This is a genomic window from Pseudomonas sp. C9D1, from assembly GCF_056491235.1.
The window spans coordinates 1,018,335-1,040,072 of the sequence record NZ_JBSZIE010000001.1 but is presented as its reverse complement, the minus strand read 5'-3'; the positions used below and the strand labels follow the sequence as shown (position 1 = coordinate 1,040,072).

Sequence of the window (21,738 nt, the reverse complement as noted above, 5' to 3'; positions counted from 1 at the left end):
CGGGCCTTACAGCAGGAACTTGGCAGCCACGGCGGCAGCGCCGAGCACGGCCAGGACGATGCCGCCGATCAGCACCAGGCGCCCGGTGCGCTCGTCATCACTGGCCGTCGCGGCCGGGGCCTCGGCGGCGGGTGCAGCGGCGTGCAGCGGGTTGGCCACCGCCGGCTGGCTGGCCGGGCGCGGTGTGGCAACGGGCTTGGGCAGGTCGATCACACGGACGAACTGGGTGGCGTCTTCGTCGGCAGCCTGGCGCACCTCCACCTTGGGCCCGATCACCAGCAGGGTGACCGAGGCCATGCGCACCTGGTCGCCCGGCGCCAGCACGGCGGTGCCGACCTTCTGCTGGTTGACGAACACGCCGTTGGCCGAGGCCAGGTCCTTGATCTCCAGCACGTCGTCCTTGAGGAAGAACTCGGCATGGCGGCGGGACAGCTCCAGGTCGCTGAAGCACAGCTCGCACTTCACCGAACGGCCAAAGGTCATGGAACCGGTGACGTGATACTTCTGCCCTTCGTGCTCGCCCTTGATCACCTGCAGGAACCAGCGCGCGGTGGGTGCGGCCTTGGGCTTGACCTTGGCCGGGTCTACCAGCAGCAGTTCCAGGGTGCCGATGCGCACGCGGTCGTCGGAGCGCAGCTGGTAGCGCGCGCCGATGCGCTCGCCGTTGACGAAGGTGCCGCTGCGGGTGCCGCAGTCGGTGAGGTAGTAGAGGCCGTGGTCCTGGCGGATTTCCGCGTGGAAGGGGCTGACCTCGACCTCGTTCAGTACCAGGTTGTTGCGCGCGTCCTGGCCGATGGTGAAGCGTTCGTCCACCAGCCAGACCGGCTCCTGGCGATTGTCTGCGAAGTGAATCCTGAGCATGTCCGAAATCCTTGATCCTGGTTGCGCCAAGCCGATCGCCCAGCTGACCTGTTAACGCGCATCAGTCGAAGATGCGATTCCATAAACGCTTGACCGGGTTGGCGGTCTGTTGCTGCTGCCGCGCCTGGCTGGCGTTGCGTACCACCTGGGCCTTGCGCACGCGCTTGTCGTGGTCGGCCTGCAGCTGCAACAGCTGCGGGTCTTCCGGCGCCACCGCAAGGCCGCCCTTGATGTATTCCTGGGCCAGGGTGAATTCACGGTGGCCGTAGGCGTCCTCGGCCAGCAGGGCGAAGCGCCGCGCCACCTGCTCGAGGCCCGCGAAGGCGCGCGAGTTCTCGGGCTGCAGGGCCAGCGCCTGCTGGTAGTAGGCCACCGCGCTGTCGCCCTCGGGCTGTAGCAGACGGTCTTCGGCCAGGCGCTGGTCACCCAGGGCCACCAGGCCGTCGACCCGCGCTTGCAGCACACGGGCCAGGCCGGCGGTGGCGGCGGCGTTACCGGCATCCAGGGCCAGCACCTGGTTGAAGTAGTGCTCGGCGCTGTCACCGGCCGGCTCCACCAGGCTGCCGGCGCCCAGGCGCAGTTCGCCCTGGGCCAGCAGGTCGTCGATCTTCTTCTGTTGCAGCAGGTGGTAGCCGAAGCCGCTGCCGACCGCGAGCAGGATCACCCCCAGCAGCGCCCAGCCCCACACCGGCAGGCCACGGCGCGGCGCGGGTTGCGCGGCAGCCTGCGGCGTGGTCGCTGCGGCCTTGCGCGGGCGCGTGGCACGCTCACGGGTATCGGGCTTGTGCGTCGGGGTCAGGCGCGTGTGGTCCATCTCGCCCTCGTTGAGCTCGGCCAGGCTGGCCAGCAGCACGCGGCAGTCGACGAAGCGCTCTTCGGGGTCCTTGGCCAGCATGCGGTCGAGGAGGAACTGATAAGGCTCCAGGGCACCGACCAGGCGCGGCAGTTCGAGCTGCACGTGGTTCATCACCGTCTGGGTGTAGCTGGAGCCACGATAGGGGTTGGCGCCGGTGAGCATCTCCAGAAGGATCACGCCCAGGCTGTAGATGTCGCTGCGCGCATCCAGCGGCTGGCACTGGGCCTGCTCGGGGCTGCTGTAGGCGGGGCTGCCGACGGCGACGTTGTATTGGGTCAGCTCGCTGTCGAGCTCCAGCTCCTTGGCGATGCCGAAGTCGCTGAGCACCGCGGTGCCGTCCTCGCGGAAGAGGATGTTGGCCGGCTTGATGTCGCGGTGGACCATGCCCTTGTCGTGCACCACCACCAGCGCGGCGGCGATCTGCCGGACGATGTCCAGCGCCCGCTGCGGCTCGAAGCGCTCGCCACGGTACTGGGCCAGGTCGCCACCAGCGACGAATTCCATGGCGATGTAGTAGCGCCCGTCGGCGAGCTGGCCGATGTCGTGGATGGTGATGATGGAGGGGTGATGCAGGGAAGCGACCAGGTGCGCTTCCTTGACGAAGCGCTTGCTGAAGGATTCGTCGTCGAGGCGCTGCAGCACCTTGACCGCCACCTGGCGATGCAGCGACTCCTGGGTCGCGAGGTAGACCTCGGCCATGCCGCCCTTGCCCAACCGGCCGTGCACGCTGTAGCCGGGTATTTCTAGCAAGCTGTCATTCATAGGGAGTCGATGCGCGTCGGATTCATCGTTGTTTTCGGGGGTTGAACAAGCGGCTGAGGAAGGAGCGCGGCGGGGGTTCCGGCGGCGCTTCCTGCTCCTGCGCGGGCAGGCCCAGCACGATGCAGGTGATATTGTCCCTGCCGCCATGGCTATTGGCTAGCACGATCAGCTGATCGACCATGCCGTCCAGCGTCCGGGCCTTGTTGCACTGGGCGTGGATCTCCCCGTCCTCCAGCTCGCCGCTGAGGCCGTCGCTGCACAGCAGCAGCAATTCGCCGGGCTGCAGGCTGCCGTTGAGCAGGCCCACTTCCAGCTCTTGGTCGTCACGCCCCAGGCATTGGGTGATGACGTTGCGGCGGGCGTCGACACGGGCCTCCGCCGGCGTCATCTGGCCGGCATCCACCAGGGCCTGGACCCAGCTGTGGTCGCGGCTGATCTGGTGGATGCCGGCGGCATCGATGCGGTAGGCGCGGCTGTCACCGACCCAGGCCAGCTCGAAGTCGCTGCCCTGGAAGCGCACGGCCACCAGGGTGGTGCCCATGCCCCGGCGTTCGTCGTCGAGGCCGGCGGCGGCCTCCAGCACGGCACGGTTGGCGCCGTGCACGGCCACTTCCAGGGGCAGGCCGGCGGCCAGTTCGCGCTCCAGGGTTTCCAGGGCGATGGCGCTGGCCACCTCGCCGCAGCTGTGGCCGCCCATGCCGTCGGCGACCGCCCAGAGGCCGAGCGCCGGCCTGCACAGCAGTGCATCTTCGTTGTGATCGCGAACCCGACCTGCGACCGATTGCGCCGCATAGCCCAGGGGTTCCTGGCCAGGCGTCATTCCCATGCTGTTCCGTCCGTACTGCCGCCGCGTGAAGTCATCCGGCGCGGTTCCGAGAGGCTCGCCCCCGGCCCGCCACCGCAACCCGGCATGATGCGACCCCGGGCGGGCGCTGTCGCGGCTTTCCATGCCCAAGTGTTAAACAGTCGAGGCTTTGTCGCGGCCTGCAGAGCGCCACTTCCCGACTATGCTTTCTGGGTGTAGCAGCAAATGGCCGGCTCGGGCAGCCGAAGGAGGTGCGGGTGATCAAGAGCGTTCCATTGCACGGATGCGTCACCCCGACCACCTGACGGAGAAGCGACATGAGCAAAGGCATGAATGCGAAGAAGGAAAGCAAGAAGAAGCCGCTGAAGAGCGCCCATGAGAAGCGCATGGCCAAACGCGACAAGAAGCATGGTGACGGCCTCCTGGGCAGCCATGCGGCGTTGCCTTAGGCAGCCAGCGGACAGGGGGACGGCGGGCTGAACCAACAGGGCCGCCATCCAGTGGATCAACTTCTATCAGCGCTCGGTACCGGAACTCCGGTGCCGGGCGCTTTCGCATGGCGGCGAACCCAGCGCGGCGGCGGGGGTCGAAGCACCTATTCTCCGGGGTCCGAGGACGATCGATGGTCTACCAACGTGTCAACGCATGGATGCTCGCGCTGGGCCTGCCGCTGCTGGCCGGCTGCGCTTCCCAGTCCTGTGATGAGCCGATGTCCGGCGAGCAGTGCCGCGAAGAGCGCCTGCTGTACCAGAACGACATGCTGCAGGCGAAGATCCTGGTCGCCTCCGGCGAGCCGGACAGCTTCGAGCTGGCCTCGGCCCTGCTCAGCCGTGCAGAGGCCGAAGACCGGCGCGGCGAGGTGCCCTTCTACCAGGCGGTGCTGAAGATCCACGAAGGCCCGCAGGTGGACGAGGTGCTGGGCCTGCTGGAACAGGCGGCGGCGAAGCACCACCCCCATGCCACGGCGCTGCTTTACAAGATCTACGCCGAGCCCTTCCTGATCACCGAGGCCGACCCGCTGAAGGCCGAGCTGTACCGTGCCGACTACGCCAACCTGGATGTCGCCAAGAGCGGCTACCCCTCCTTCGAGAAAGCCCTGGCGGTGGTCAATGCCCTGGTTGCCCCGCCGCCGCCCGCAGCGTCGCCGGAAGAATGAGCCCCGGCCGGACGGCAGCCTGCGGCAATACGCCGTCCTCCCGCCTGGCCTTTCCTGCTGCACAATCCCTCGCCGAGCCCGGCGCCAGACCGGGCCATCGCTTCGCCTGCGCGTGTAGACCAGACCCGGGTCCAAGGACCCTCCAGCGAGGTTTACCCATGAGCATCACCTCCAGCGGCATCTGCGCCGCCGCCGATCAGCTGGCCGGCTTCGTCGGCTTCAACACCAAGACCGGGCACCACATCGTGCGTTTCAGCGAAGACTCCTTCGGCATGGACGTGGACAACGACAGCATCATGCCGGCCTGCGAATTCGTCTGGCAGCCCCACGGCGACCGCACCATGACCCTCAAGCGCGAGCTGATCCAGCTGCTGCTGGAGCAGAACATCGACGACCGCCTCAATGTCACCGAGCCGCTGCGCGTGTACATGCGCCGCAAGGACCTGCCGGAAATCACCGCCGAGCGCTGCCTCAAGCCCACCACTCTGGAGGCCTGAAGCCCCCGTCCCGGCTCAGGCGCAGCGCTTTTCCGCCCGTCGCTGTTCCAGCCAGGCACAGAGCCGCGCGGCGATGCGTTCGCTGGCGTGGCCATCGCCATAGGGGGTGAAGGGCCGGCTCATGCGCTCGTGCAGCTCGGCATCCTCCAGCAGCAACGCCGTCTGGTCGACGATGCGGTGCACATCGGTGCCCACCAGCAGCGCGGTGCCGCCCTCCCCCCAGATCCCGGCCTAGACCTTGATCACCACCGCCGGCCGGGGCACGCCCTCGGCGTCCAGCTCGTAGCAATAGGCCTCCTTGAGCTCAGCCTTGCCGCTGTCGGTGTAGACCAGCAGGCGCTTGCCGTCGGTGCGGGTCTTGACCAGGCCATAGGCGCTGCGGCTGAAGGCATAGAAGTCGCCGCGCTTCTCCGCCTTTTCCTTGTCGCTGAGGTGCGCCCAGCCCTCCAGGCGGAAGAAGGCCACCAGCTCGGTGACGAACACCAGCGGCTCGTCCACCCGCGAGTAGCGCCCCAGGGCGCCCATCAGGGTGGCGCGGGGGTGGATGTATTCGTTCATCGGGTCGTCGCCGCTGGAGACGATGTTGACGATGGGCTCGACGCGCTTGAAGAAGCCGCCGGAGAAATCCGCCGAGCCGTGGTGGGGCACCTTGAATAGTTCGGCGCGCAGGCTGATCTCGCCCTTGTCGTGCTGCCGCGCCAGGGTACGCCCGGCCTCGTCATTGAGGTCGCCGCAGAACAGGTAGCTGAAGCCGCCGTAGCGCAGGCGGAAGACGATGGAGTGGCCGTTGATGGTGTGGGACGCGGAATAGCCGGCGAAGCCCTCGGCGCCGATGTCCAGCGACTCGTGGCCGATACGCGGGCCGGAGGGCGGGCTGCCGAGAAAGGGCAGGCCACTGGCGCCGCCGGCCTCGCTGAGCAGGGGGCCGAGCACCTGCACGTCCAGCCCCTCGTCACGGAGGAAGTCGAAGGCATCGTGCTGCCCCTGGGACAACCGGCGGAACTCGATGGGAGCACGCCCCAGCCGCTCGGCCCGCGCCTGCCAGGCCTCCAGCGCCTTGCGCCAGGCGCGGAAGTCGGTGTTCATCTCCTCCGCCGGCACCTGCAATGGGCTGTCCAGCAGCGGGGTGAGCAGCTTGAGGCCGTCGGCGTCCAGGGTCGGGCCGAGTAGTTCGGTTTCCTTGCGCCCGCTCTTCGAACGCTTCACCAGGCCGTTGTGGTAGATGCGCCGGGGCTCGATGAACAGCCGCTTGCGCGGCTCGGCGTTGGTTTCGGAACGCTGGATCTGGGTCAGGCCGGAGAAGTGATCGGCATCGCCGTGGGTCACCAGGATGCAATCGATCGGCCGCGGCGCATCATCGGAGGTGCCGCGATAACGCGCCGCCAGGTAACGGGCGAACATCTGGTTGTCGCCGCCATCCACCAGCATCACCTTGCCGCCGGGGCTCTCGACCACCGCGCCATCACCCTGCTGCACGTCGACGAAGTTGACCTTGAGTACGCGGTTTTCCGCGCGCGGCAGCACCAGGTCGGCCGGCTTGAGGCGACCACCGTTCGCCCGTCGCGCGGATTTCGGCGGCACCAGCCAGGCCTCCGTGGCCACCGGCAGGATGCTGCCGTCGGAACGCTCCTGGTAGGTGTGGGTGGCGATGCGCAGGTGGGTGTCGGTGACCTCCAGCACATCGACGAAGTCACCCCAGGCCAGGGTGTAGAGCAGCTTGCCGCCCTTGGGGGCGTCGTAGACGTTGGCCAGGTCGACGGCAAGCACGGCAGCGGTGGTGGTCATGCTCAGGCTCCTTTTGCGCATGGTCGGGCGCGCAGGAGCATAGAAGAGGTCACGCCGGGTTGCCGGGCGCAGCGGCGCTTCCCGACCAAGGTCGGGCGGCGCGGTCAGTCGTCGGCGGCGGGATCGAGCCCGGGGAACAGCACCTCGGTGAAACCGAACTTGGCGAAGTCGGTGATGCGCGACGGATAGAGGCGGCCGATCAGGTGGTCGCATTCGTGCTGCACCACCCGCGCATGGAAGCCTTCGACGCGGCGGTCGATGACATTGCCCTGCGGGTCGACGCCCTGGTAGCGGATGGCCCGGTAGCGGTTCACCGCGCCGCGCAGGCCGGGAACCGACAGGCAGCCCTCCCAACCCTCCTCCAGTTCCTCGCCCAGGGGCGTGATCACCGGGTTGATGAGGATGGTCGGCGGCACCGCCGGCGCATCGGGGTAGCGCTCGCTGCGCTCGAATCCGAAGATCACCAGCTGCAGGTCGACACCGATCTGCGGCGCGGCCAGGCCCACCCCGCCGACGTGGTGCATGGTCTCGAACATGTCGTCGATCAGGCGTTGCAGTTCATCGCTGCCGAAGAGTTCGGCGGGGACCGGAGGCGCCACGCGCAACAGGCGCGGGTCCCCCATCTTGAGGATTTCTCGGATCATCGGTGAGCGCTCGACGAGGTCAGGGCAAAAGTGGATGAAGCCTGTAACCACGCGGCGTTGCAAGGCATCCGCGAAGCGCGGCGGGAAAGCGGAGCGACAGACGGAAGGAGCCTTTTTCGCCGATGCGAATAAAACGATAGGCAATCCCCGCGCGGACGGGTATGGTGTTGCGCACTGTGCTGCATGTGTCACCGTAAATCGATCCACGGTTTCAAGCCTTCGATTTATCCACTCTTTGCGCTCAGTCCGGCCTGGAAAGTTCCAACGCCGTGTCAACTTTGTTCAAGGAGTTTCAAAATGGCTGATCGTCAAACTGGCACCGTCAAGTGGTTCAACGATGAAAAAGGCTTCGGCTTCATCACCACCGATAACGGCCCGGACCTGTTCGTTCACTACCGCTCCATCCAGAGCGCCGGCTTCAAAAGCCTGAAGGAAGGCCAAAAGGTTTCCTTCATCGCTGTGCAGGGCCAGAAAGGCATGCAAGCCGACGAAGTACAAGTGATCTAATCACTGCCGTACAAAGAAACCGGCCTTCGGGCCGGTTTTTTTTTCAGGGTATTTATTCCACCGCCGAGCCCTGCGGCACTGTCCTGATAAGGAGCCCCCAATGCGCATCAAGAACTCCCACAGCAGCAAGCCCAAGCCTCCGCCCGCCGTCGAAACCAGCGAATCGATCGCCGAGCAGGTTTCCGCCTTCCTGAAGTCCGGTGGCGAAATCCAGAAGATCGCCAAGGGTGTCAGTGGCCAGGCCGCTCCCAGCCGCCACATCCGCATCGGCAAGTAACGCCCTCCGCGCCCCCTGGCGAGTGAGATGACTCATTCGCCGGGCGCAGCTCCACCCCCGCAGTTCCTCCCTCGCCTCTCTCGCCTTTCCTGCCTGCCGCGACCCGCCTGGGTCAGATATCGGCGGCGCTGCTGCGTGCCTCTGCCACAAGCCAATCGATCAGCCGCCGCAGCCGCTCACCGGGCGTGGCCTTGCGGCTCCAGGCCAGGCGGTATTCCCAGGGCGTGGTGATGCGGCACGCCTTGCCGAAGGGCAGCACCAGGCGTCCCTGGGCGATGTCATCCCCCGCCAGGGCCGTGGAGCCCAGGGCGAACCCCTGGCCGGCGACCGCCCCCTGGATCGCATGGCCGATCAGGCCGAAACGCATGCCCGCCGACGCGTCCACGCCGGGGCCGACATGCTGGTCGAACCAATCCCCCCAGCTGGGGATGCTCAGCTTCGACGCGCTCTTCCAGGTGGCGTGGATGAGCCGCGCCCCCACCAGGTCGGCAGGTTCGCGCAGCGGGTGCTGTTGCAGATAGGTCGGGCTGCACACCGGGAAGAACGCCTCGCGAAACAGCAGCTCGCTCGACGGCAAGCGAGTGCCGGCGGTTACGAAGCGGATGGCCAGGCTGGCCTCGCCCCGCTCCAGGTCGATGAGTTCCTCGGTGGACTCCAGGCTGAGGGTCACGTCCGGGTGCACGGTGGAAAACTGGTTCAGGCGCTTCATCAGCCAATGGGTGGCGATGGAGGGCGCGCAGGTGATGTGCACCGGTCCCTCGCGCTGCCCACGCAACGCATCGGCGCCGTGCGCCAGCAGTGCAAAGGCTTCAGACACGGTGGCCGCCAGGCGCCGGCCATTGTCGTTGAGGGTCACCGTGTTGCGGGTGCGGTCGAACAGGCTGACGCCGAGCTCTTCCTCGAGCAGGCGGATCTGCCGGCTGACGGCGCCGGGGGTGACCGAAAGCTCGCTGGCCGCCTCGGTGAAATTACGGCAACGGGCAGCGACCTCGAAGGCGCGCAAGGCGATGAGCGATGGCGTACGCATGGATTCTGCTTTGAGTTGAAGTCAAAGCATGATGACAAAACATCGTTTGAATGCAAGGCGGCGTGAAGCGATTCTGCCCGCCTTGGCCGCCTGCTTCGCGGCCCCTGCCTTGCGAGACCATCGATGAAAGCCCGCCGCCTGCCCCTGGATCTGTTCGCCTGCAGCCTGATGCTGGTGCTGTGCCTGATCTGGGGCTTCCAGCAGGTGTCGATCAAGCTGGTGGACGACGACGTCTCCTCGATCATGCAACTGGCCATCCGCTCCGGCGTCGCCGCCCTGGTGCTCGGCCTCATCACCCTGTGGCGCGAAGGCCGTGGCGCCTTCAGTGACGGCACCCTGCTGCCGGGCCTGGGCGTGGGCCTGCTGTTCGCCCTGGAATTCCTCTTCATCTCCGAAGGCCTGGTGCGCAGCACCGCCTCGCACATCGGCGTGTTCCTCTACACCGCCCCGATCTTCGCCGCCCTCGGCCTGCACCTGATCCTGCCGGAGGAACGTCTCTCGCCGGTGCAATGGCTCGGCGTAATGGTGGCCTTCGGCGGCATCGCCCTGGCCTTTCTCGGCAACCCCGGAAACGACAGCGGCGCCACCCTGCTGGGCGATGCCATGGGCGTGATCGCCGCCATTGCCTGGGGGGCCACCACCGTGCTGATCCGTGGCTCCTCGCTGTCCGAGGCGGCACCGGTGAAAACCCTCTTCTATCAGCTCGCCGGCGCCGTGGTGCTGCTGCTCAGCGTGGCCTTCGCCACCGGCAAGACGCAGCTGCACCTGAGCGACAGGGCCCTGCTCAGCCTCGGTTTCCAGGTGCTGGTGGTAGCGCTGTTCAGTTACGTCGCCTGGTTCTGGCTGCTGCGTCGCTACCTGGCCTCGCGCCTGTCGATGCTGTCGTTCATGACCCCGCTCTTCGGCGTCGGCTTCGGCGTGCTGGTGCTCAACGAGCCGCTGACCTCCAGCTTCGTCTTCGGCGCTGCGCTGGTGCTGGCCGGGCTGCTGCTGGTCAGCGGCGCCGAGCTGCTGCGCGAGCGCCTGGCCCGGCGCCGGGCGGCGAACGCCGGCGCCTGAGCCCTTGCGGCGAGTTGCCACCTCTTTCGTGCGCATCGGCCGGCTGCTAGCCTGTCGGCCGTTTCGAACGAAGTGAGGGAAGCACTTTGAGATCCGCCCTGTTCGGCCTCTGCCTGCTGCCGGTCCTGGCACAGGCCCAGGTCTTCAAATGCGTCGGCAACGACGGCACCACCAGCTACTCCGCCGTTCCCTGCCCGGCCAGCGAAGGCCAGTCCACCCGCATCATCGAACCCGCTGCGCCCTCCGGCGTGGCGCCGCCCCCGGTCAACCTGCCCCAGGTCGATATCCAGGGCAGCGCCGAACAACCGCGCCCGCGCAACGAAGAGCGCGACGAAGGCAGCCACTCCTCGGGCCGGGGCTCACGCGTCACCGTGATCGAAGACAGCGCCAGCAGCAGCCGCGATGCGCGGGTCAGCGAGATGCGCGAAAGAGCCGAGCGGGAAAAGCGCGAAAGCTATGACCGCGACTACGACCGCAAGCGCATGCAACAGATGGAACAGCAGATCCGTCAGTTGCAGGAGCAGAACAAGAACAACCCGCGCTGAGCGACCGCCACAGAGCGGCTGATTGGCGCTCGTTGGGAACCTTCCCCGTCGCCCGCCGGTCAGTGAGTACGAGGCCGGCTGACCGACGGCCTCAAAGCCTCGGGCCCAATACAGTCGCCGCTGGGGGCCCGAGGCTTGTTCCACCCTCCCCGCCTGTCATCTCCGCACACAGTTTCCCCGCAGCGGGGCGTTCCAACGCGAGCCGTCCTGTTCGATCATGCCGCGCGTCCATGGGCCACGTTCACCGGGCCCGGCCACCACGGAGTAGTACCCAGATGAGATCCGCTTCCCGCCTCACCTCCTTCGCCCTGGGCGGCGCCCTGCTGCTGGCCCTGGGCGGCTGCGACCTGGCCGAAGAGTCGGCCAACAAGCTCGCCGACAAGGCCCAGCAAGCCGCCGAAAACGTTGCCCGCGAAGCGGTGGATCAGGTCAACAAGCAGGTGGACGAGGCCCAGAAGTCCACCCAGGACTGGCTCGGCAAGCCAAAGCAGGAACAGGGTCAGCAGGACCAACCGCCGCAGCAGGCCGACAAGCGCGAACCCGGGGAAGACGAACAGATGATGCCGCCCGTGCAGGGCGTCGAGACCTGATCGAACGGGAAGGCCATTGGCGCGTGAGCTCCTCTGTGGGACAGCGGCGCTGCGCGCCGTGGGCGACTGAAGTCGCCCCTACACCCCAACGCCGCCCTTCCCTCTTGGAGAAAACGCAGGCACAAAAAAACGGCCATCAACAGAAGTTGATGGCCGTTTTCGCGCCGCTGGTGATCAGGCGTTGAAGTAACGCGGCAGGGGCGTCTTGCGCAGGCTCTTGAGCGACTCCACCGGCGGCACCTCACCCAGTTCCAGGGCCATGTCGCGCTTGATGGTGCTGATGGTCCACTCCAGTTGCTCGGGCACCTTCAGTGCCGGAACGACCCGCTGAAAACGCGTGCCGTCCTTTTCCAGCGCAACCACGTAGCCGCCATCGGGGCGCAGCTGCGCACTGAACTCGTAGTCCGGAAAGGCCTTGGCCAACTTCTTGATGTCGAGACCCATATCGTTCACTCCCAGTGAGCTTTTTTATCCTGAGGGGGTTCATTGCAGTCATCGTGCCAGCTCTCTGACAACGGCAATCCCAGATAAATCAATGGGTTGAGCGAATTGAAGCGCAGCGGTTTCGTGCATATCGCCCGATCGAGCAGAAATCGACCGGGCGAAATGCAATGCCGCGAAGGGTGGGCGGGGTTCAGCCGACCAGTTCGATGCGGTCGTCGTGGATGCGGATCAGGCCCTGCTTGTACAGGCCGCCGATGGCCTTCTTGAAGTTGCCCTTGCTCACGCCGAACAGTCGCGAGATCACCTCAGGCGGGCTCTTGTCGCTCACCGCCAGGGAGCCGCCTTCTTCGCGCAGCTTGGCGATGATCTGTTCGTTGAGGCCCGTGGCCAGTTGCTCGCCCACCGGTTGCAGGCTGAGGGCGATCTTGCCGTCGGCGCGCACTTCGCGGATGAAGCCCTTCTCGCGCATGCCGCTGCGCAGGAACTTGAAGATCTCGTTGCGGTGGATCAGGCCCCAATGGCGGTCATTGATGATGGCCTTGAAGCCCATGTCGGTCTCATCGGCCACCAGCAGGTCGACTTCCTGGCCAACGCTGTAGCGCGCCGGGGTGGTGTCGAGGTAGCGGTCCAGCCGCGCGGTGGCGGTGATGCGACGGGTACGGCGATCGAGGTAGACGTGCACCACGCAATAGTCGCCGACCTGTAGCGGGCGCTTCTCTTCCGAGTGCGGCAGCAGCAGGTCCTTGGGCAGGCCCCAATCGAGGAACAGGCCGATGCGGTTGATCTCCACCACCTTGAGGCTGGCGAAGCCGCCCACCTGCACCTTGGGCTTCTGCGTGGTCGCGATCAGGCGGTCCTCGCTGTCCAGGTAGACGAAGACGTTGAGCCAGTCACCGATCTCGGTGGGCTGATCTTTCGGGATATAGCGCTTGGGCAGGAGGATTTCGCCGTCCTGGTCGCCGTCCAGATACAGGCCGAATTCGGTGTGCTTCACCACCGGCAGGGAATTGAATCGCCCGATCAGAGCCATCTTGCTTACCTCAATGAACAAGGCCGGCATTCTACAGGCGGGCGCGCCACCGGGCCATGCACGCCGCCCACCGGCCTTTCCCCACCACTCGTCGCCAGGTTGCAGAAACGACTCGGCACACAGAATTCGATGCGCGGCCGATTGTCTACTGGCCGTAAGCACAACGATGTTTCAGAATCATGTCGGCGAACCACCATCGCCTCTTTTTCTGTCCATCACCCCCATGGATTCTCGCTGTCTGATCTCAGGAGTTCCTGTGCGCCCTTCCAGCCGCTGGCTGTCTTCACCGCTGCACCTTTTGCCCCTTGGCGTTCTATTCCTGATCATTCCGCTCGCCGCCCGCTGGTGGCTGGGCTGGAGCGACGGCTTCGGCTACCTGTCGGACCTTGCCATCGGCTCGCTGCTGATCGCCCTGCTCTACCGGCGCCCGCTGTGGCTGGCGCTGCCGGTGATGGTCGCCTCCAGCCTGATCACCCTCGGCACCGCCGAACTGGTCGGCGCCGTGGGCCGCATGCCCGAGCCCAGCGACCTCAAATACCTGATGGACCCGCAATTCGTCGGCCATTCGACCCAGGGCGGCGGCCTCACCTACCCCTGGCTGGCGATCGCCCTCGCCGTCGCGCTGCTGGCCTGCGCCCTGCTCTGGCGCCGCCCGCAACAGCGCCCCTCGCGCGCCTGGCTGGCCGTGCCCGTGGCCCTGCTGGCCAGCCATGCCGCCATCCAGTACCTGCGGCCGAGCGAAGCCGAGCAGTGGCAGCAGTTCAACCTGCCCCACAAGCTGCTGGCCGGTGCCCTCAACAGCGGCCAACTGGCGGTGGAAGACTGGCTCGATGGTGACCAGCCCGACGCGCCGCCGGATATCGCCGGCCTCGCCCGCCTCGACCTCGACGGCGCCCCGCTGCTGGCCGAGGCCGGCCGCGCACGCAACGTGCTGGTGATCACCCTGGAAGGCATCCCCGGTGCCTACATCGCCGCCAACCGCGCGGCGATCAACAGCCGCTACCAGGAATCGCTGATGCCGCGCCTCAGCCAATGGGCCGAGCGCGCCATGACCACGCCGGACTACGTGCTGCACAGCCACCAGACCATCCGCGGCCTCTACTCGATGCTCTGCGGCGACTACAGCAAGCTGGACTCCGGCACGCCCAAGGGCCTGGAGCTGCTGAACAACCCCTCGCGGGCCAAGGACTGCCTGCCCGCCCAGTTGCACCGCCACGGCTTCGCCACCCACTTCCTGCAGGGTGCCGGGCTGCGCTTCATGGCCAAGGACAAGATCATGCCGGCCACGGGCTTCGACAAGACCCTCGGCCGCGACTGGTTCCGCAACAAGGCCTACCTGGAATTCCCCTGGGGCATGGACGACAAGGCCTTCTTCGAAGGCGCGCTGGGCTACGTGAAGCAGATCCGCCAGCAGAAGAAACCCTGGATGCTGACCCTGCTCACCGTCGGCACCCACCAGCCCTATTCGGCACCCGATGAGTACCTGGCGCGCTACCCCGACGCCAAGAAGGCCGCCATCGCCTACCTCGACGACGCCGTCGACGCCTTCCTCACCGGCCTGGAGAAACAGGGCGTGCTCAAGGACACCCTGGTGATCATCACCTCGGACGAGTCCCACGGCATCGACAAGGTCCGCCTCGCCTCCGCCTGGGGCTTCAACCTGGTGCTGGCGCCGGAACAGGCCTCGCTGCCGCCGATCAAGAGCGGCGTGTACGGCCACGTCGACCTGACCACCTCGATCCTCGACTACTTCGGCTACAAGGTGCCGCAGAACCTGGCCGGCCGCTCGCTGTTCCGCGACTACGAACGCGGCCGCGAAATGATCTCCTACACCAACGGCATGCTGCGCCAGCACGACGGCCGCGGCACCTTCACCGAGTGCGACTTCCAGCAGGTCTGCCGCCGTTATCAAAGCGAGGGCTTCATCGCCGACGAAGCGCGCTTCCTCGGTCGCTTCAGCGGCAAGCAGGCGCGCCTGGTCAGCCAGCGCGCGGCCCTGCTCGACCAATCACTGCTGGGCGGTGCCCTCGGCCAGGAATACCAGTTCGCCACCCGCGAGCGCATCCGCCTGAAGGACAAGGCCCGCGACGACTGGGCCGACAACCTGATCGGCGCCCAGTACATGGAACTGCCGAAGAACAGCCGGACCACGGTACGCCTGGGCATCAACGTGCTGCAGATGGACCGCCAGGGCGCGCAGCTGCAACTGAAGACCAAGGAGTTCGAGCGTGACGTGGCCCTGCCCATCCCCGAGCTGCCCGTGCTGAAAAAGGGCAAGCCGGTGTCCATCACCTTCGCCTTCGACAACCCGCAGGCGCGCAAGGCGTTCTCCTTCCACCTGCTGGCGGCCGGGCGCGGCACCATCCAGATCACCGACTTCAAGGTGGTCACCGAAATGCTGCCCGAGCCGGTGGAAGCCGTGGAAGGCGGTGCCCAGCTCGCCGAAGGCGCCAAGCCCCATCACCCGATGTCGCGCCTGCTGGGGCTGTTCGCCAACCAGCCGGAAAGCGCCGAGAGCGCCATCGAGGGCGACCTGGAAACGCTCGACGTGCCCCAGGAAGTGGAAATACGCGTGCACTGATCGCCTCCCCGCAGCACCCCATCGGGCCGGACTCTTCCGGCCCGATGCCATTCGGCCGCCCCGCCCGCATCGGCGCGCCGCCGCAGCGCTTCCGCGGTTACAATGGCCGCCCCTCTTCCGGTACCCCGTCATGTCCGAACCCGTGCGCCTGTCCAAACGCCTTGCCGAACTCGTGCCCTGCTCCCGTCGCGATGCCGAGCTGTATATCGAGAACGGCTGGGTGACGGTGAACGGCAAGGTGGTCGAGGAACCGCAATTCAAGGTGCTCGACGAACAGGTCGTGCTGCTGCCCAATGCCGTGGCGGCCACGGTGGAGCCGGTCACCCTGCTGCTCAACAAGCCCGCGGGCTATGGCATCGGCATGGGCGCCAACTCGGTGCTGCAACTGCTGGTGGCGGACAACCTCACCCCCGACCAGCCCGGCATGCGCCCGCTGAAGAAGCACTTCATCCGGCAGAACCTGCTCACCCCGCTGGAGACCGACGCCAGCGGCCTGATGGTCTTCACCCAGAACTGGGGCGTGACCCGTCGCCTGGATCACGCCAACAAGGTGGAGGAAGAGTTCATCGTCGAAGTTTCCGGGCAGATCATCGAGCACGGCCTCAAGCGCCTGTGCCACGGCCTCAGCTACAAAGGCCAGGCCCTGCCACCGATGAAGGTCAGCTGGCAGAACGAAACCCGCCTGCGCTTTGCCCTCAAGGGCTCCCAGCCGGGGCAGATCCGCCACATGTGCGAAGCGGTGGGGCTCACAGTGGTGGCGATGAAGCGCATCCGCATCGGCGGCGTGGCCATGGCCAAGCTGCAGCCGGGCCAGTGGCGCTACCTCAACGCCAACGAGAAGTTCTAGGGCTCAGAGCAGGGCGAGCATTTCCTTCAGGGTCACCGCCCAGGTGCCCTTGGCATTGATGTAGCGATAGCCGAAGCGCGAGCCATGGGCCTCGCTGGTGAGGATGGCGTTCCAGGCCAGGCCGGGCTGCAGCTCATGGGCCGGGTCGAGCAGGAAGAACGCATCGTCGCTCATGCCGATGGCCAGGCCCCAGTGGCGGATGTCGCTGCCCTTGTGGCCGTGGAAGCCCAGCAACACCGGGAAGTCGTCCTCCAGGTGGGCGCGGGCCTGGCGCACCATCTCCACCCCGCTGCCTGTCACCACCCGGTGCTCCTTGTCGTTCACCTCACGCAGCAGGGCCAGCAGGTCATGCCCGGTGGTGCCGACCCGCACCAGGGTCTCGTGGCGATTCAGCGCCTCCATCAGGCGCCCGTAGCGGGTGCGCGAGTCCACCCGTTCCAGCCCCTTGGCCTGGCGCCGGCTGAGCTGGTTGCGCGCCAGCATCGCCATCACCAGACAGTAGGGGCCGCAGGCGCCGTCCATATCGCCCTGGCGCAGGTGCACCTTCTCCCCGCGTTTGTTGCACAGGCCGCCGGAGCCACCGGGTTCGGTGCTCCACTGCAACCCCTCGATCAGCTTGATGCGCATGCCGGCCTCCATCGGTCACCTGGAGTTGTGACCGCTGGGCTTGGCACGGGGTTCGCCCACTCGCCAATGGCAGCCTAGGTCGGGGGCAACCCGACGAGCCGCCAGGCCCGGTGCGCCGCGCCCCTCTCAGGGGTTCTGCAGGGTGGTGCGCACCAGGTTGCGGCTGTGGCCGGCGAAGTGGCGGATCAGCTGCACCAGCACCGCATCCAGCTCGGGATCGGTGGCTGGCGGCTTCAACTGGTTGCCCTGGCTGAAGTCGGCACCGGGCTGCCCCTTGGCCAGCCAGGCGCCGATGCGATCGTCGAAGCCGTCGGCGGCGTCATAGGCCTCCAGGGACACCACATCCCGCAGGTAGCCCAGGTCGAAAGGCGGGTAGTCGGCGTCCACCGAGCGGTCGAGGTAGGCGGCCAGCAGCGGGCTGTCGTTGCTGCCTTCGCGCAGCAGGCGGCGCAACCAATCGGCCTGGTACTTCTCCACCTCGGTGTGGCGGGTGGCGACGCGCTCGATGGCCGCCTCCTTGTCGGCGGTGTCGCCGGCGGCGGCCTTGATCGCCGTCCACATCAGAGTGGCGGTGCTTTCGCCCGGCAGTGCCTTGGAGTGGTAGGGCTGGGTCAGGTCCTGGACGTAATGCAACGCCCAGCCGAGGAAGCGGTAGCCCCAGTAGTCGTGGCCGCTCTCGAAGGCGAAGCGTGCCAGGCCCAGGTACTGCTGCACGCGCATTTCCGGGTAGGTGCGGGTGAGGAAGGGCGCGGCGCGGAAGATCAGCTCTGACTCGTGGTAATAGCCGATGTGGAACGGCGCCTGGGAGGAGTACTCGAAGCGCGAATCGCCGAACGGCTGGGTGCCGAAGCCATAGCGCGCGCCCATCTCGCCCGGGTTGTCGCTGAACAGGTTGATGTCGTGGCCGTAGTCCGGCTCATCCGCCGCGCTGGCCAGCACCGCCAGCGGGCTGATGCGCTCACCGGGTTCAATAGCGATAAAGCGCCACTCATTCCACAGGTTGAGCTTGCGGAACACCAGCACCTGCTCGGCGGGCAGGAAGCGATGGTCCGGCAGCTGCAGCCCCGGCAGCGCCTGGACGAAACTGGCCAGGCGGATCTCCGGGTTGACCCGCAGTGCCATGAGGAAGGCGCGACGGCGATCACCGCCCGAGTCGGGCAGCCAGCGTAGGTCATCGGGGCGGGCCGGGTAGCCGGGGAAGTTATCCCGCGCATAGGCCTCCTGCTCGTCCAGCAGCTGCTCCAGCGCCACACCCTCGGCGGCGAGGAAGGCCTCCAGCGACTCCACCTGCACCGGCTCGGCCTGGCGCAGCTCCTGGAGATCGGACAGGGCCAGCCAGGTACCCAGGGAGTGATTGGACCAGGCCAGCAAGGTGGCGGGCGCGCAGGCGAACAGGCAGGACAGGGCGAGCAGCAGGCGTTTCATCGAAGCTCCGAAACCAGGAGCGCCGTCTTGCGCGGCGCTTGTCATCGAAGGGTAACAATCCCGGGGCGCGCTGGGCACTGTCCAGGCGGGACAGGCGACTCACCAAATCGGCCGCCTGCAGTTCGTCACCCCGGTGGAACCGCCTCCCCCCGTCCTGCTGTCCACCTAACTCATGCACTGCAGCCGGAGACTGCCATGACCACGCCAATCAGCCTGGACACTGCCATGCGCCTGGCCACCGAAGCCTTCCTCCCTTACGGTTGCAAGGCCCTGGCCCATGAGGAAGACGACAGCTTCAGCCTCACCGTGACCGACCTGCACGGGGAGAAGGTCCTGGATATCGGCCACATCCGCAGCACCCAGTACGCCAACCCGGTGCGTCTGGCCGGGGTGCTGGAGCAGGCGCGGATGGACCTCGCCCACCAGGGCCGCAACCTCGACCCCTGGGCCATGCCCTTCATCCCCGACCCGGAAGTGCTGCCGGAAACCCCGCCGATCTATTGATGTAGTCGCTGCAGGTTGGCGCGTAGGTTGGCGCCGAGCGCAGCGAGGCCCAACGGTTCGGCGTTTCCCCGACCGGAAATGCCCGAGCCACACCCATCGCGAATGAATTCGCACACAGGGGAAGCTCCGACGGCGTTTTTTGCAGGGGCGACTGTAGGGGCGACTTCAGTCGCCCAGCGGCGCGCAGCGCCGCCTCAGCACCGCCTAGGCCTAGGCAATCAAGCCCGCGCCGCCCTCGCCGACAATTCGTCGAACACTTCCGGCGTCAGCGCCGCCTGGCCCTTCTCGGCCAGTTGCTCGCGGAACTGCAGGTTGGCCGGCAGGCTGCTGTTGGTCAGCTCCAGCAGGCGGCTGCCGCGCTCGGTGAGGACAAAGTTCTCACCATTGCCGCCCTCGCTCTCCGGGCGGGACTCGATATAGCCGCCCTGCAACAGAATGCGTTCGTAGTCGGCGGCAAGCATCTTCAGGTGGTCGAGGGTGCCGCCAATCTGGCGCCCCGCAGCCTGGCGCTGCTCGGCCAGTTCGGCGGCGTATTCACGGGGCGCGAAGTTGACGTTGGCCGACTCCTGCACCTTGTGCAGCAGCAGTTCGATGAGCTCCCAGTCGTAGCTGTTCATGGCATTTCTCCAGGTGTGGGGGATGGGGCGTCCTGTGGTTTCCGACTGCTCGCGCGACGCCATGGTTCGACCTTATGGGTGAACGGTCAGCCTGAACGAAAGCCGGGGGCGGGCGGTCGGAACAGCAGGACAACCTCTACCAAGGCCCGCCCATGCCGCTGCACCACGCCCCCGTCACCGCCCTGCTCCTGGCCCTCGCCAGCCCCTTCGCCAGTGCCGAAGAACCTTTGCGCATGGAGGCCCTGCAACGCTGCGGCGACCTGCTGGAGCACAAGCGCCAGGACTGGTGCCTGCGGGTCAGCGGCCTGGGCGAGGCCACGCCCCGGCTGCTGCTGGACGGCAAGCCACTGCCCGCCGATAGCGTGACCCGCAACAAGGGCGGCCTGAAACTGCGCCTGGACCACCGCGAGCACGAAAGCGGCCCGCTCTGGCTCGAGGACGGCGAGCGCACCAGCAACCCGGTGTGGCTGTCGCTGAACGGCAGCCATGTGCTGGCGGCCGGCCCCGCCGAAGTGGCGAAGAATATGGATGGGCTGACCACCTACGTCGACCTGGTCAGCCTGCTGATCGAGGAAAGCCACGACGGCCGCAAGGAGGCCGAGCGCCTGGCCGGCAAGTACGGTGCCAAGGTGGTGGGCGCCATCCCGCCGCTGAACATCTACCAGCTGCGCCTGCCGGTGAAGAACCTCACCGAGCGCGACGCGCTGATCCTGCGCATCGGCAGCGAGACCAGCGTCGACGCGGTGGTGGTGGAGGAATCCGCTCCCGAGAAGGGCGAGGAGGCCGAGGCCGCGCGGGAGGAGCCGAGCAAGCCCGGCAAGGACTCGGACGAGTGGGCCGCCAACCGCTTCATGGATGCGGTGAACTACTACCAACGGCGCATCCCCGCACGCCAGGCGCCGGTGGACACACGCCCGCTGCGCATCGGCGTGATCGAGCGCAACGTCGACTTCGACGCCCCCGACTTCGCCGACTACCTCGGCGGCTGCAAGGGCGAGCAACCACGCACCTGCCTCTACGCCCGTGATGCGGCCAAGCCCGACAACCATGGCTCCACCGTCGCCGGCATCCTCGCCGCGCGCTGGGACCAGGGCGGCAACACCGGCTTCCTACGCGGGCTGGACAAGGCCAGCAACGGCTTCGAGGTGATAGTGGAGCGCAACTCCGACGCCGGCATCACCGCCAACGTCGCCGCCTCGGTGAACCTGGTGGAGGACGGTGTGCGCGTCCTCAACTGGAGCTGGGGCATCCACCGCGTCGGCGCCAAGAACGTCAAGGGCGACGAAGTGGACTCCCTGGTGCGCTCGGGCATCGCCATGAGCGGCTACGAGGAACTGCTGGAAGAGTTCTTCCTCTGGCTGCGCAAGGAACACCCGGACGTGCTGGTGATCAACTCCGCCGGCAACGGCGCCTCCTTCTCCGGCACCGACGAGTACCGCCTGCCCTCCTCCTTCATTACCGACCAGTTGCTGGTGGTGGGCGGGCACCAGCGCAGCGAGCGCGACGACGTGGGCATCGACGACCCGGCCTATGTGGTCAAGCGCGACTCCTCGAACATCGACATGCGCGTGGACATCACCGCCGCCGCCTGCGCCCGCGCTTCCACCCGGGGCGAGAACGAGACCGGCGAGGTGCATTGCGGCACCTCCTACGCCACGCCCATGGTCACCGGCATAGTCGCCGCCATGCTCTCGATCAACCCGCGCCTGCAACCCGAGCAGGTACGCATGCTGCTGCGCCGCAGCGCCATGACCATCGGTGGCGACTACGACTTCGAACCCATGGACGCCGAGGACCTCACCGCGCCCATCCTGCCGTCGGAACGCAACTACCAGCTCAACGACAAGGACGTGGGCCGCTCGGCGCGGCTGGACATGCAAAAGGCCCTGGACCTGGCCGTGCAGAGCCGCGACCGGGTGCGCTGAGAGCCTGAACTTTTGTCCCGCGCGGGCGCTCCACCCTAAGGAGTGCGATTCACCCGAAGGAGAACACCATGAACCGCTTACTGGCATTGAGCGCCACCCTTGCCCTGCTCGCCCCCCTGCCGGCCCTGGCCGTGTGCAGCGCCGAGGAGGCCACCGCCAAGCGCGAGCAACTGGCGGCCGAAGTGCACCAGGCCACCGAGAGCGACCCGCAGAAGGCCAAGCAGGTCAACGAAGAGCTCAAGCAGGACAAGCTCAAGACCGATGCCCGCGAGGGTGACGACGAGTGCAACGTCACCGAGCAGCGCAAGCAGGAAGTCGACAAGGCCGGCGACGAAAGCGATGCCAAGCAGAAGCAGGAGTGAGCGGG

At 66.9% G+C, this 21,738-nt stretch carries 25 protein-coding genes; 13 read left to right on the top strand and 12 right to left on the bottom strand.

Annotated features, from left to right (window positions below; all coding sequences use genetic code 11):
* Window positions 1-6: 6 nt before the first annotated feature.
* The 3 genes from ACXI0U_RS04910 to ACXI0U_RS04900 form a co-directional block, all read right to left on the bottom strand.
* A complete protein-coding gene (locus ACXI0U_RS04910; protein WP_431483805.1) occupies window positions 7-861 on the bottom strand; it encodes an FHA domain-containing protein in 855 nt (284 codons plus the stop codon).
* A 61-nt stretch (window positions 862-922) separates the two neighbouring features.
* Window positions 923-2,479, bottom strand: a complete 1,557-nt coding sequence (locus tag ACXI0U_RS04905; RefSeq protein ID WP_431483804.1) for a serine/threonine-protein kinase — start codon at window positions 2,477-2,479, stop codon at window positions 923-925.
* Between the two features lie 22 nt (window positions 2,480-2,501).
* Window positions 2,502-3,305, bottom strand: coding sequence for a PP2C family protein-serine/threonine phosphatase (locus ACXI0U_RS04900; RefSeq protein WP_374980201.1), 804 nt, complete (start codon window positions 3,303-3,305; stop codon window positions 2,502-2,504).
* A gap of 296 nt (window positions 3,306-3,601) precedes the next feature.
* Here ACXI0U_RS04900 and ACXI0U_RS04895 point away from each other — a divergent pair, with 296 nt between their 5' ends.
* The 3 genes from ACXI0U_RS04895 to ACXI0U_RS04885 all read left to right on the top strand — a co-directional run bounded on the left by ACXI0U_RS04895 (window position 3,602) and on the right by ACXI0U_RS04885 (window position 4,937).
* Window positions 3,602-3,733 (top strand): hypothetical protein, encoded by a 132-nt coding sequence (locus ACXI0U_RS04895; RefSeq protein WP_021216910.1) that lies wholly within the window; start codon window positions 3,602-3,604, stop codon window positions 3,731-3,733.
* Window positions 3,734-3,906: 173 nt separating this feature from the next.
* A complete protein-coding gene (locus ACXI0U_RS04890; protein ID WP_374980200.1) occupies window positions 3,907-4,440 on the top strand; it encodes a hypothetical protein in 534 nt (177 codons plus the stop codon).
* 158 nt (window positions 4,441-4,598) lie between these two features.
* Window positions 4,599-4,937 (top strand): DUF2025 family protein, encoded by a 339-nt coding sequence (locus ACXI0U_RS04885; RefSeq protein ID WP_021216912.1) that lies wholly within the window; start codon window positions 4,599-4,601, stop codon window positions 4,935-4,937.
* Between the two features lie 15 nt (window positions 4,938-4,952).
* Here the strand turns inward: ACXI0U_RS04885 and ACXI0U_RS04880 are convergent, their stop codons facing one another.
* The 3 genes from ACXI0U_RS04880 to def all read right to left on the bottom strand — a co-directional run bounded on the left by ACXI0U_RS04880 (window position 4,953) and on the right by def (window position 7,366).
* A complete protein-coding gene (locus ACXI0U_RS04880; RefSeq protein WP_479550030.1) occupies window positions 4,953-5,138 on the bottom strand; it encodes a hypothetical protein in 186 nt (61 codons plus the stop codon).
* 30 nt (window positions 5,139-5,168) lie between these two features.
* A complete protein-coding gene (locus tag ACXI0U_RS04875) occupies window positions 5,169-6,722 on the bottom strand; it encodes a ComEC/Rec2 family competence protein (protein ID WP_479549842.1) in 1,554 nt (517 codons plus the stop codon).
* Between the two features lie 104 nt (window positions 6,723-6,826).
* Window positions 6,827-7,366, bottom strand: coding sequence for a peptide deformylase (def, locus tag ACXI0U_RS04870; RefSeq protein WP_043244388.1), 540 nt, complete (start codon window positions 7,364-7,366; stop codon window positions 6,827-6,829).
* 297 nt (window positions 7,367-7,663) lie between these two features.
* On the opposite strand from def, the gene ACXI0U_RS04865 reads away from it, so the two are divergent.
* Together ACXI0U_RS04865 and ACXI0U_RS04860 are read left to right on the top strand one after the other, a co-directional pair.
* Window positions 7,664-7,873: a cold-shock protein gene (locus ACXI0U_RS04865; protein WP_021216916.1), complete on the top strand. Its 210-nt coding sequence runs from the start codon at window positions 7,664-7,666 to the stop codon at window positions 7,871-7,873.
* A gap of 100 nt (window positions 7,874-7,973) precedes the next feature.
* Window positions 7,974-8,150 (top strand): hypothetical protein, encoded by a 177-nt coding sequence (locus ACXI0U_RS04860; protein WP_021216917.1) that lies wholly within the window; start codon window positions 7,974-7,976, stop codon window positions 8,148-8,150.
* A gap of 112 nt (window positions 8,151-8,262) precedes the next feature.
* On the opposite strand, the gene ACXI0U_RS04855 is transcribed toward ACXI0U_RS04860, so the two are convergent.
* Complete coding sequence (locus tag ACXI0U_RS04855; protein WP_374980198.1) at window positions 8,263-9,177, bottom strand: LysR substrate-binding domain-containing protein; 915 nt, start codon at window positions 9,175-9,177, stop codon at window positions 8,263-8,265.
* A gap of 123 nt (window positions 9,178-9,300) precedes the next feature.
* Here ACXI0U_RS04855 and ACXI0U_RS04850 point away from each other — a divergent pair, with 123 nt between their 5' ends.
* From ACXI0U_RS04850 to ACXI0U_RS04840, 3 genes are all read left to right on the top strand, one after another.
* Window positions 9,301-10,236, top strand: a complete 936-nt coding sequence (locus ACXI0U_RS04850; protein ID WP_021216919.1) for a DMT family transporter — start codon at window positions 9,301-9,303, stop codon at window positions 10,234-10,236.
* An 86-nt stretch (window positions 10,237-10,322) separates the two neighbouring features.
* Window positions 10,323-10,781, top strand: a complete 459-nt coding sequence (locus ACXI0U_RS04845; RefSeq protein ID WP_021216920.1) for a DUF4124 domain-containing protein — start codon at window positions 10,323-10,325, stop codon at window positions 10,779-10,781.
* Between the two features lie 275 nt (window positions 10,782-11,056).
* Complete coding sequence (locus tag ACXI0U_RS04840) at window positions 11,057-11,371, top strand: hypothetical protein (RefSeq protein WP_479549841.1); 315 nt, start codon at window positions 11,057-11,059, stop codon at window positions 11,369-11,371.
* A 174-nt stretch (window positions 11,372-11,545) separates the two neighbouring features.
* Here the strand turns inward: ACXI0U_RS04840 and ACXI0U_RS04835 are convergent, their stop codons facing one another.
* Both ACXI0U_RS04835 and ACXI0U_RS04830 read right to left on the bottom strand, forming a co-directional pair.
* Window positions 11,546-11,815: a DUF3509 domain-containing protein gene (locus tag ACXI0U_RS04835; RefSeq protein ID WP_021216922.1), complete on the bottom strand. Its 270-nt coding sequence runs from the start codon at window positions 11,813-11,815 to the stop codon at window positions 11,546-11,548.
* A 190-nt stretch (window positions 11,816-12,005) separates the two neighbouring features.
* Window positions 12,006-12,845: a CvfB family protein gene (locus ACXI0U_RS04830; RefSeq protein ID WP_021216923.1), complete on the bottom strand. Its 840-nt coding sequence runs from the start codon at window positions 12,843-12,845 to the stop codon at window positions 12,006-12,008.
* Between the two features lie 256 nt (window positions 12,846-13,101).
* Between ACXI0U_RS04830 and ACXI0U_RS04825 the strand changes: the two genes are divergently transcribed.
* Window positions 13,102-15,426 carry an LTA synthase family protein gene (locus ACXI0U_RS04825; RefSeq protein WP_479549840.1) on the top strand — a complete coding sequence of 775 codons (2,325 nt, stop codon included), beginning with the start codon at window positions 13,102-13,104 and terminating at the stop codon, window positions 15,424-15,426.
* A 130-nt stretch (window positions 15,427-15,556) separates the two neighbouring features.
* The gene (locus tag ACXI0U_RS04820) at window positions 15,557-16,273 is read left to right on the top strand and encodes an rRNA pseudouridine synthase (RefSeq protein ID WP_021216925.1); all 717 of its coding nucleotides are present in this window, start codon (window positions 15,557-15,559) and stop codon (window positions 16,271-16,273) included.
* A gap of 3 nt (window positions 16,274-16,276) precedes the next feature.
* Here ACXI0U_RS04820 and ACXI0U_RS04815 read toward each other — a convergent pair whose 3' ends face one another.
* The gene (locus ACXI0U_RS04815) at window positions 16,277-16,900 is read right to left on the bottom strand and encodes a hypothetical protein (RefSeq protein WP_021216926.1); all 624 of its coding nucleotides are present in this window, start codon (window positions 16,898-16,900) and stop codon (window positions 16,277-16,279) included.
* 126 nt (window positions 16,901-17,026) lie between these two features.
* Window positions 17,027-18,316, bottom strand: coding sequence for a phospholipase (locus tag ACXI0U_RS04810; RefSeq protein WP_479550029.1), 1,290 nt, complete (start codon window positions 18,314-18,316; stop codon window positions 17,027-17,029).
* 204 nt (window positions 18,317-18,520) lie between these two features.
* On the opposite strand from ACXI0U_RS04810, the gene ACXI0U_RS04805 reads away from it, so the two are divergent.
* A complete protein-coding gene (locus tag ACXI0U_RS04805; protein WP_431483797.1) occupies window positions 18,521-18,829 on the top strand; it encodes a hypothetical protein in 309 nt (102 codons plus the stop codon).
* Between the two features lie 218 nt (window positions 18,830-19,047).
* On the opposite strand, the gene ACXI0U_RS04800 is transcribed toward ACXI0U_RS04805, so the two are convergent.
* Window positions 19,048-19,446, bottom strand: coding sequence for a hypothetical protein (locus tag ACXI0U_RS04800; protein ID WP_021216929.1), 399 nt, complete (start codon window positions 19,444-19,446; stop codon window positions 19,048-19,050).
* Between the two features lie 152 nt (window positions 19,447-19,598).
* Here ACXI0U_RS04800 and ACXI0U_RS04795 point away from each other — a divergent pair, with 152 nt between their 5' ends.
* Both ACXI0U_RS04795 and ACXI0U_RS04790 read left to right on the top strand, forming a co-directional pair.
* Window positions 19,599-21,371, top strand: a complete 1,773-nt coding sequence (locus tag ACXI0U_RS04795; protein WP_479549839.1) for a S8/S53 family peptidase — start codon at window positions 19,599-19,601, stop codon at window positions 21,369-21,371.
* A 68-nt stretch (window positions 21,372-21,439) separates the two neighbouring features.
* Complete coding sequence (locus tag ACXI0U_RS04790; protein WP_265167892.1) at window positions 21,440-21,733, top strand: hypothetical protein; 294 nt, start codon at window positions 21,440-21,442, stop codon at window positions 21,731-21,733.
* Window positions 21,734-21,738 lie beyond the last annotated feature (5 nt).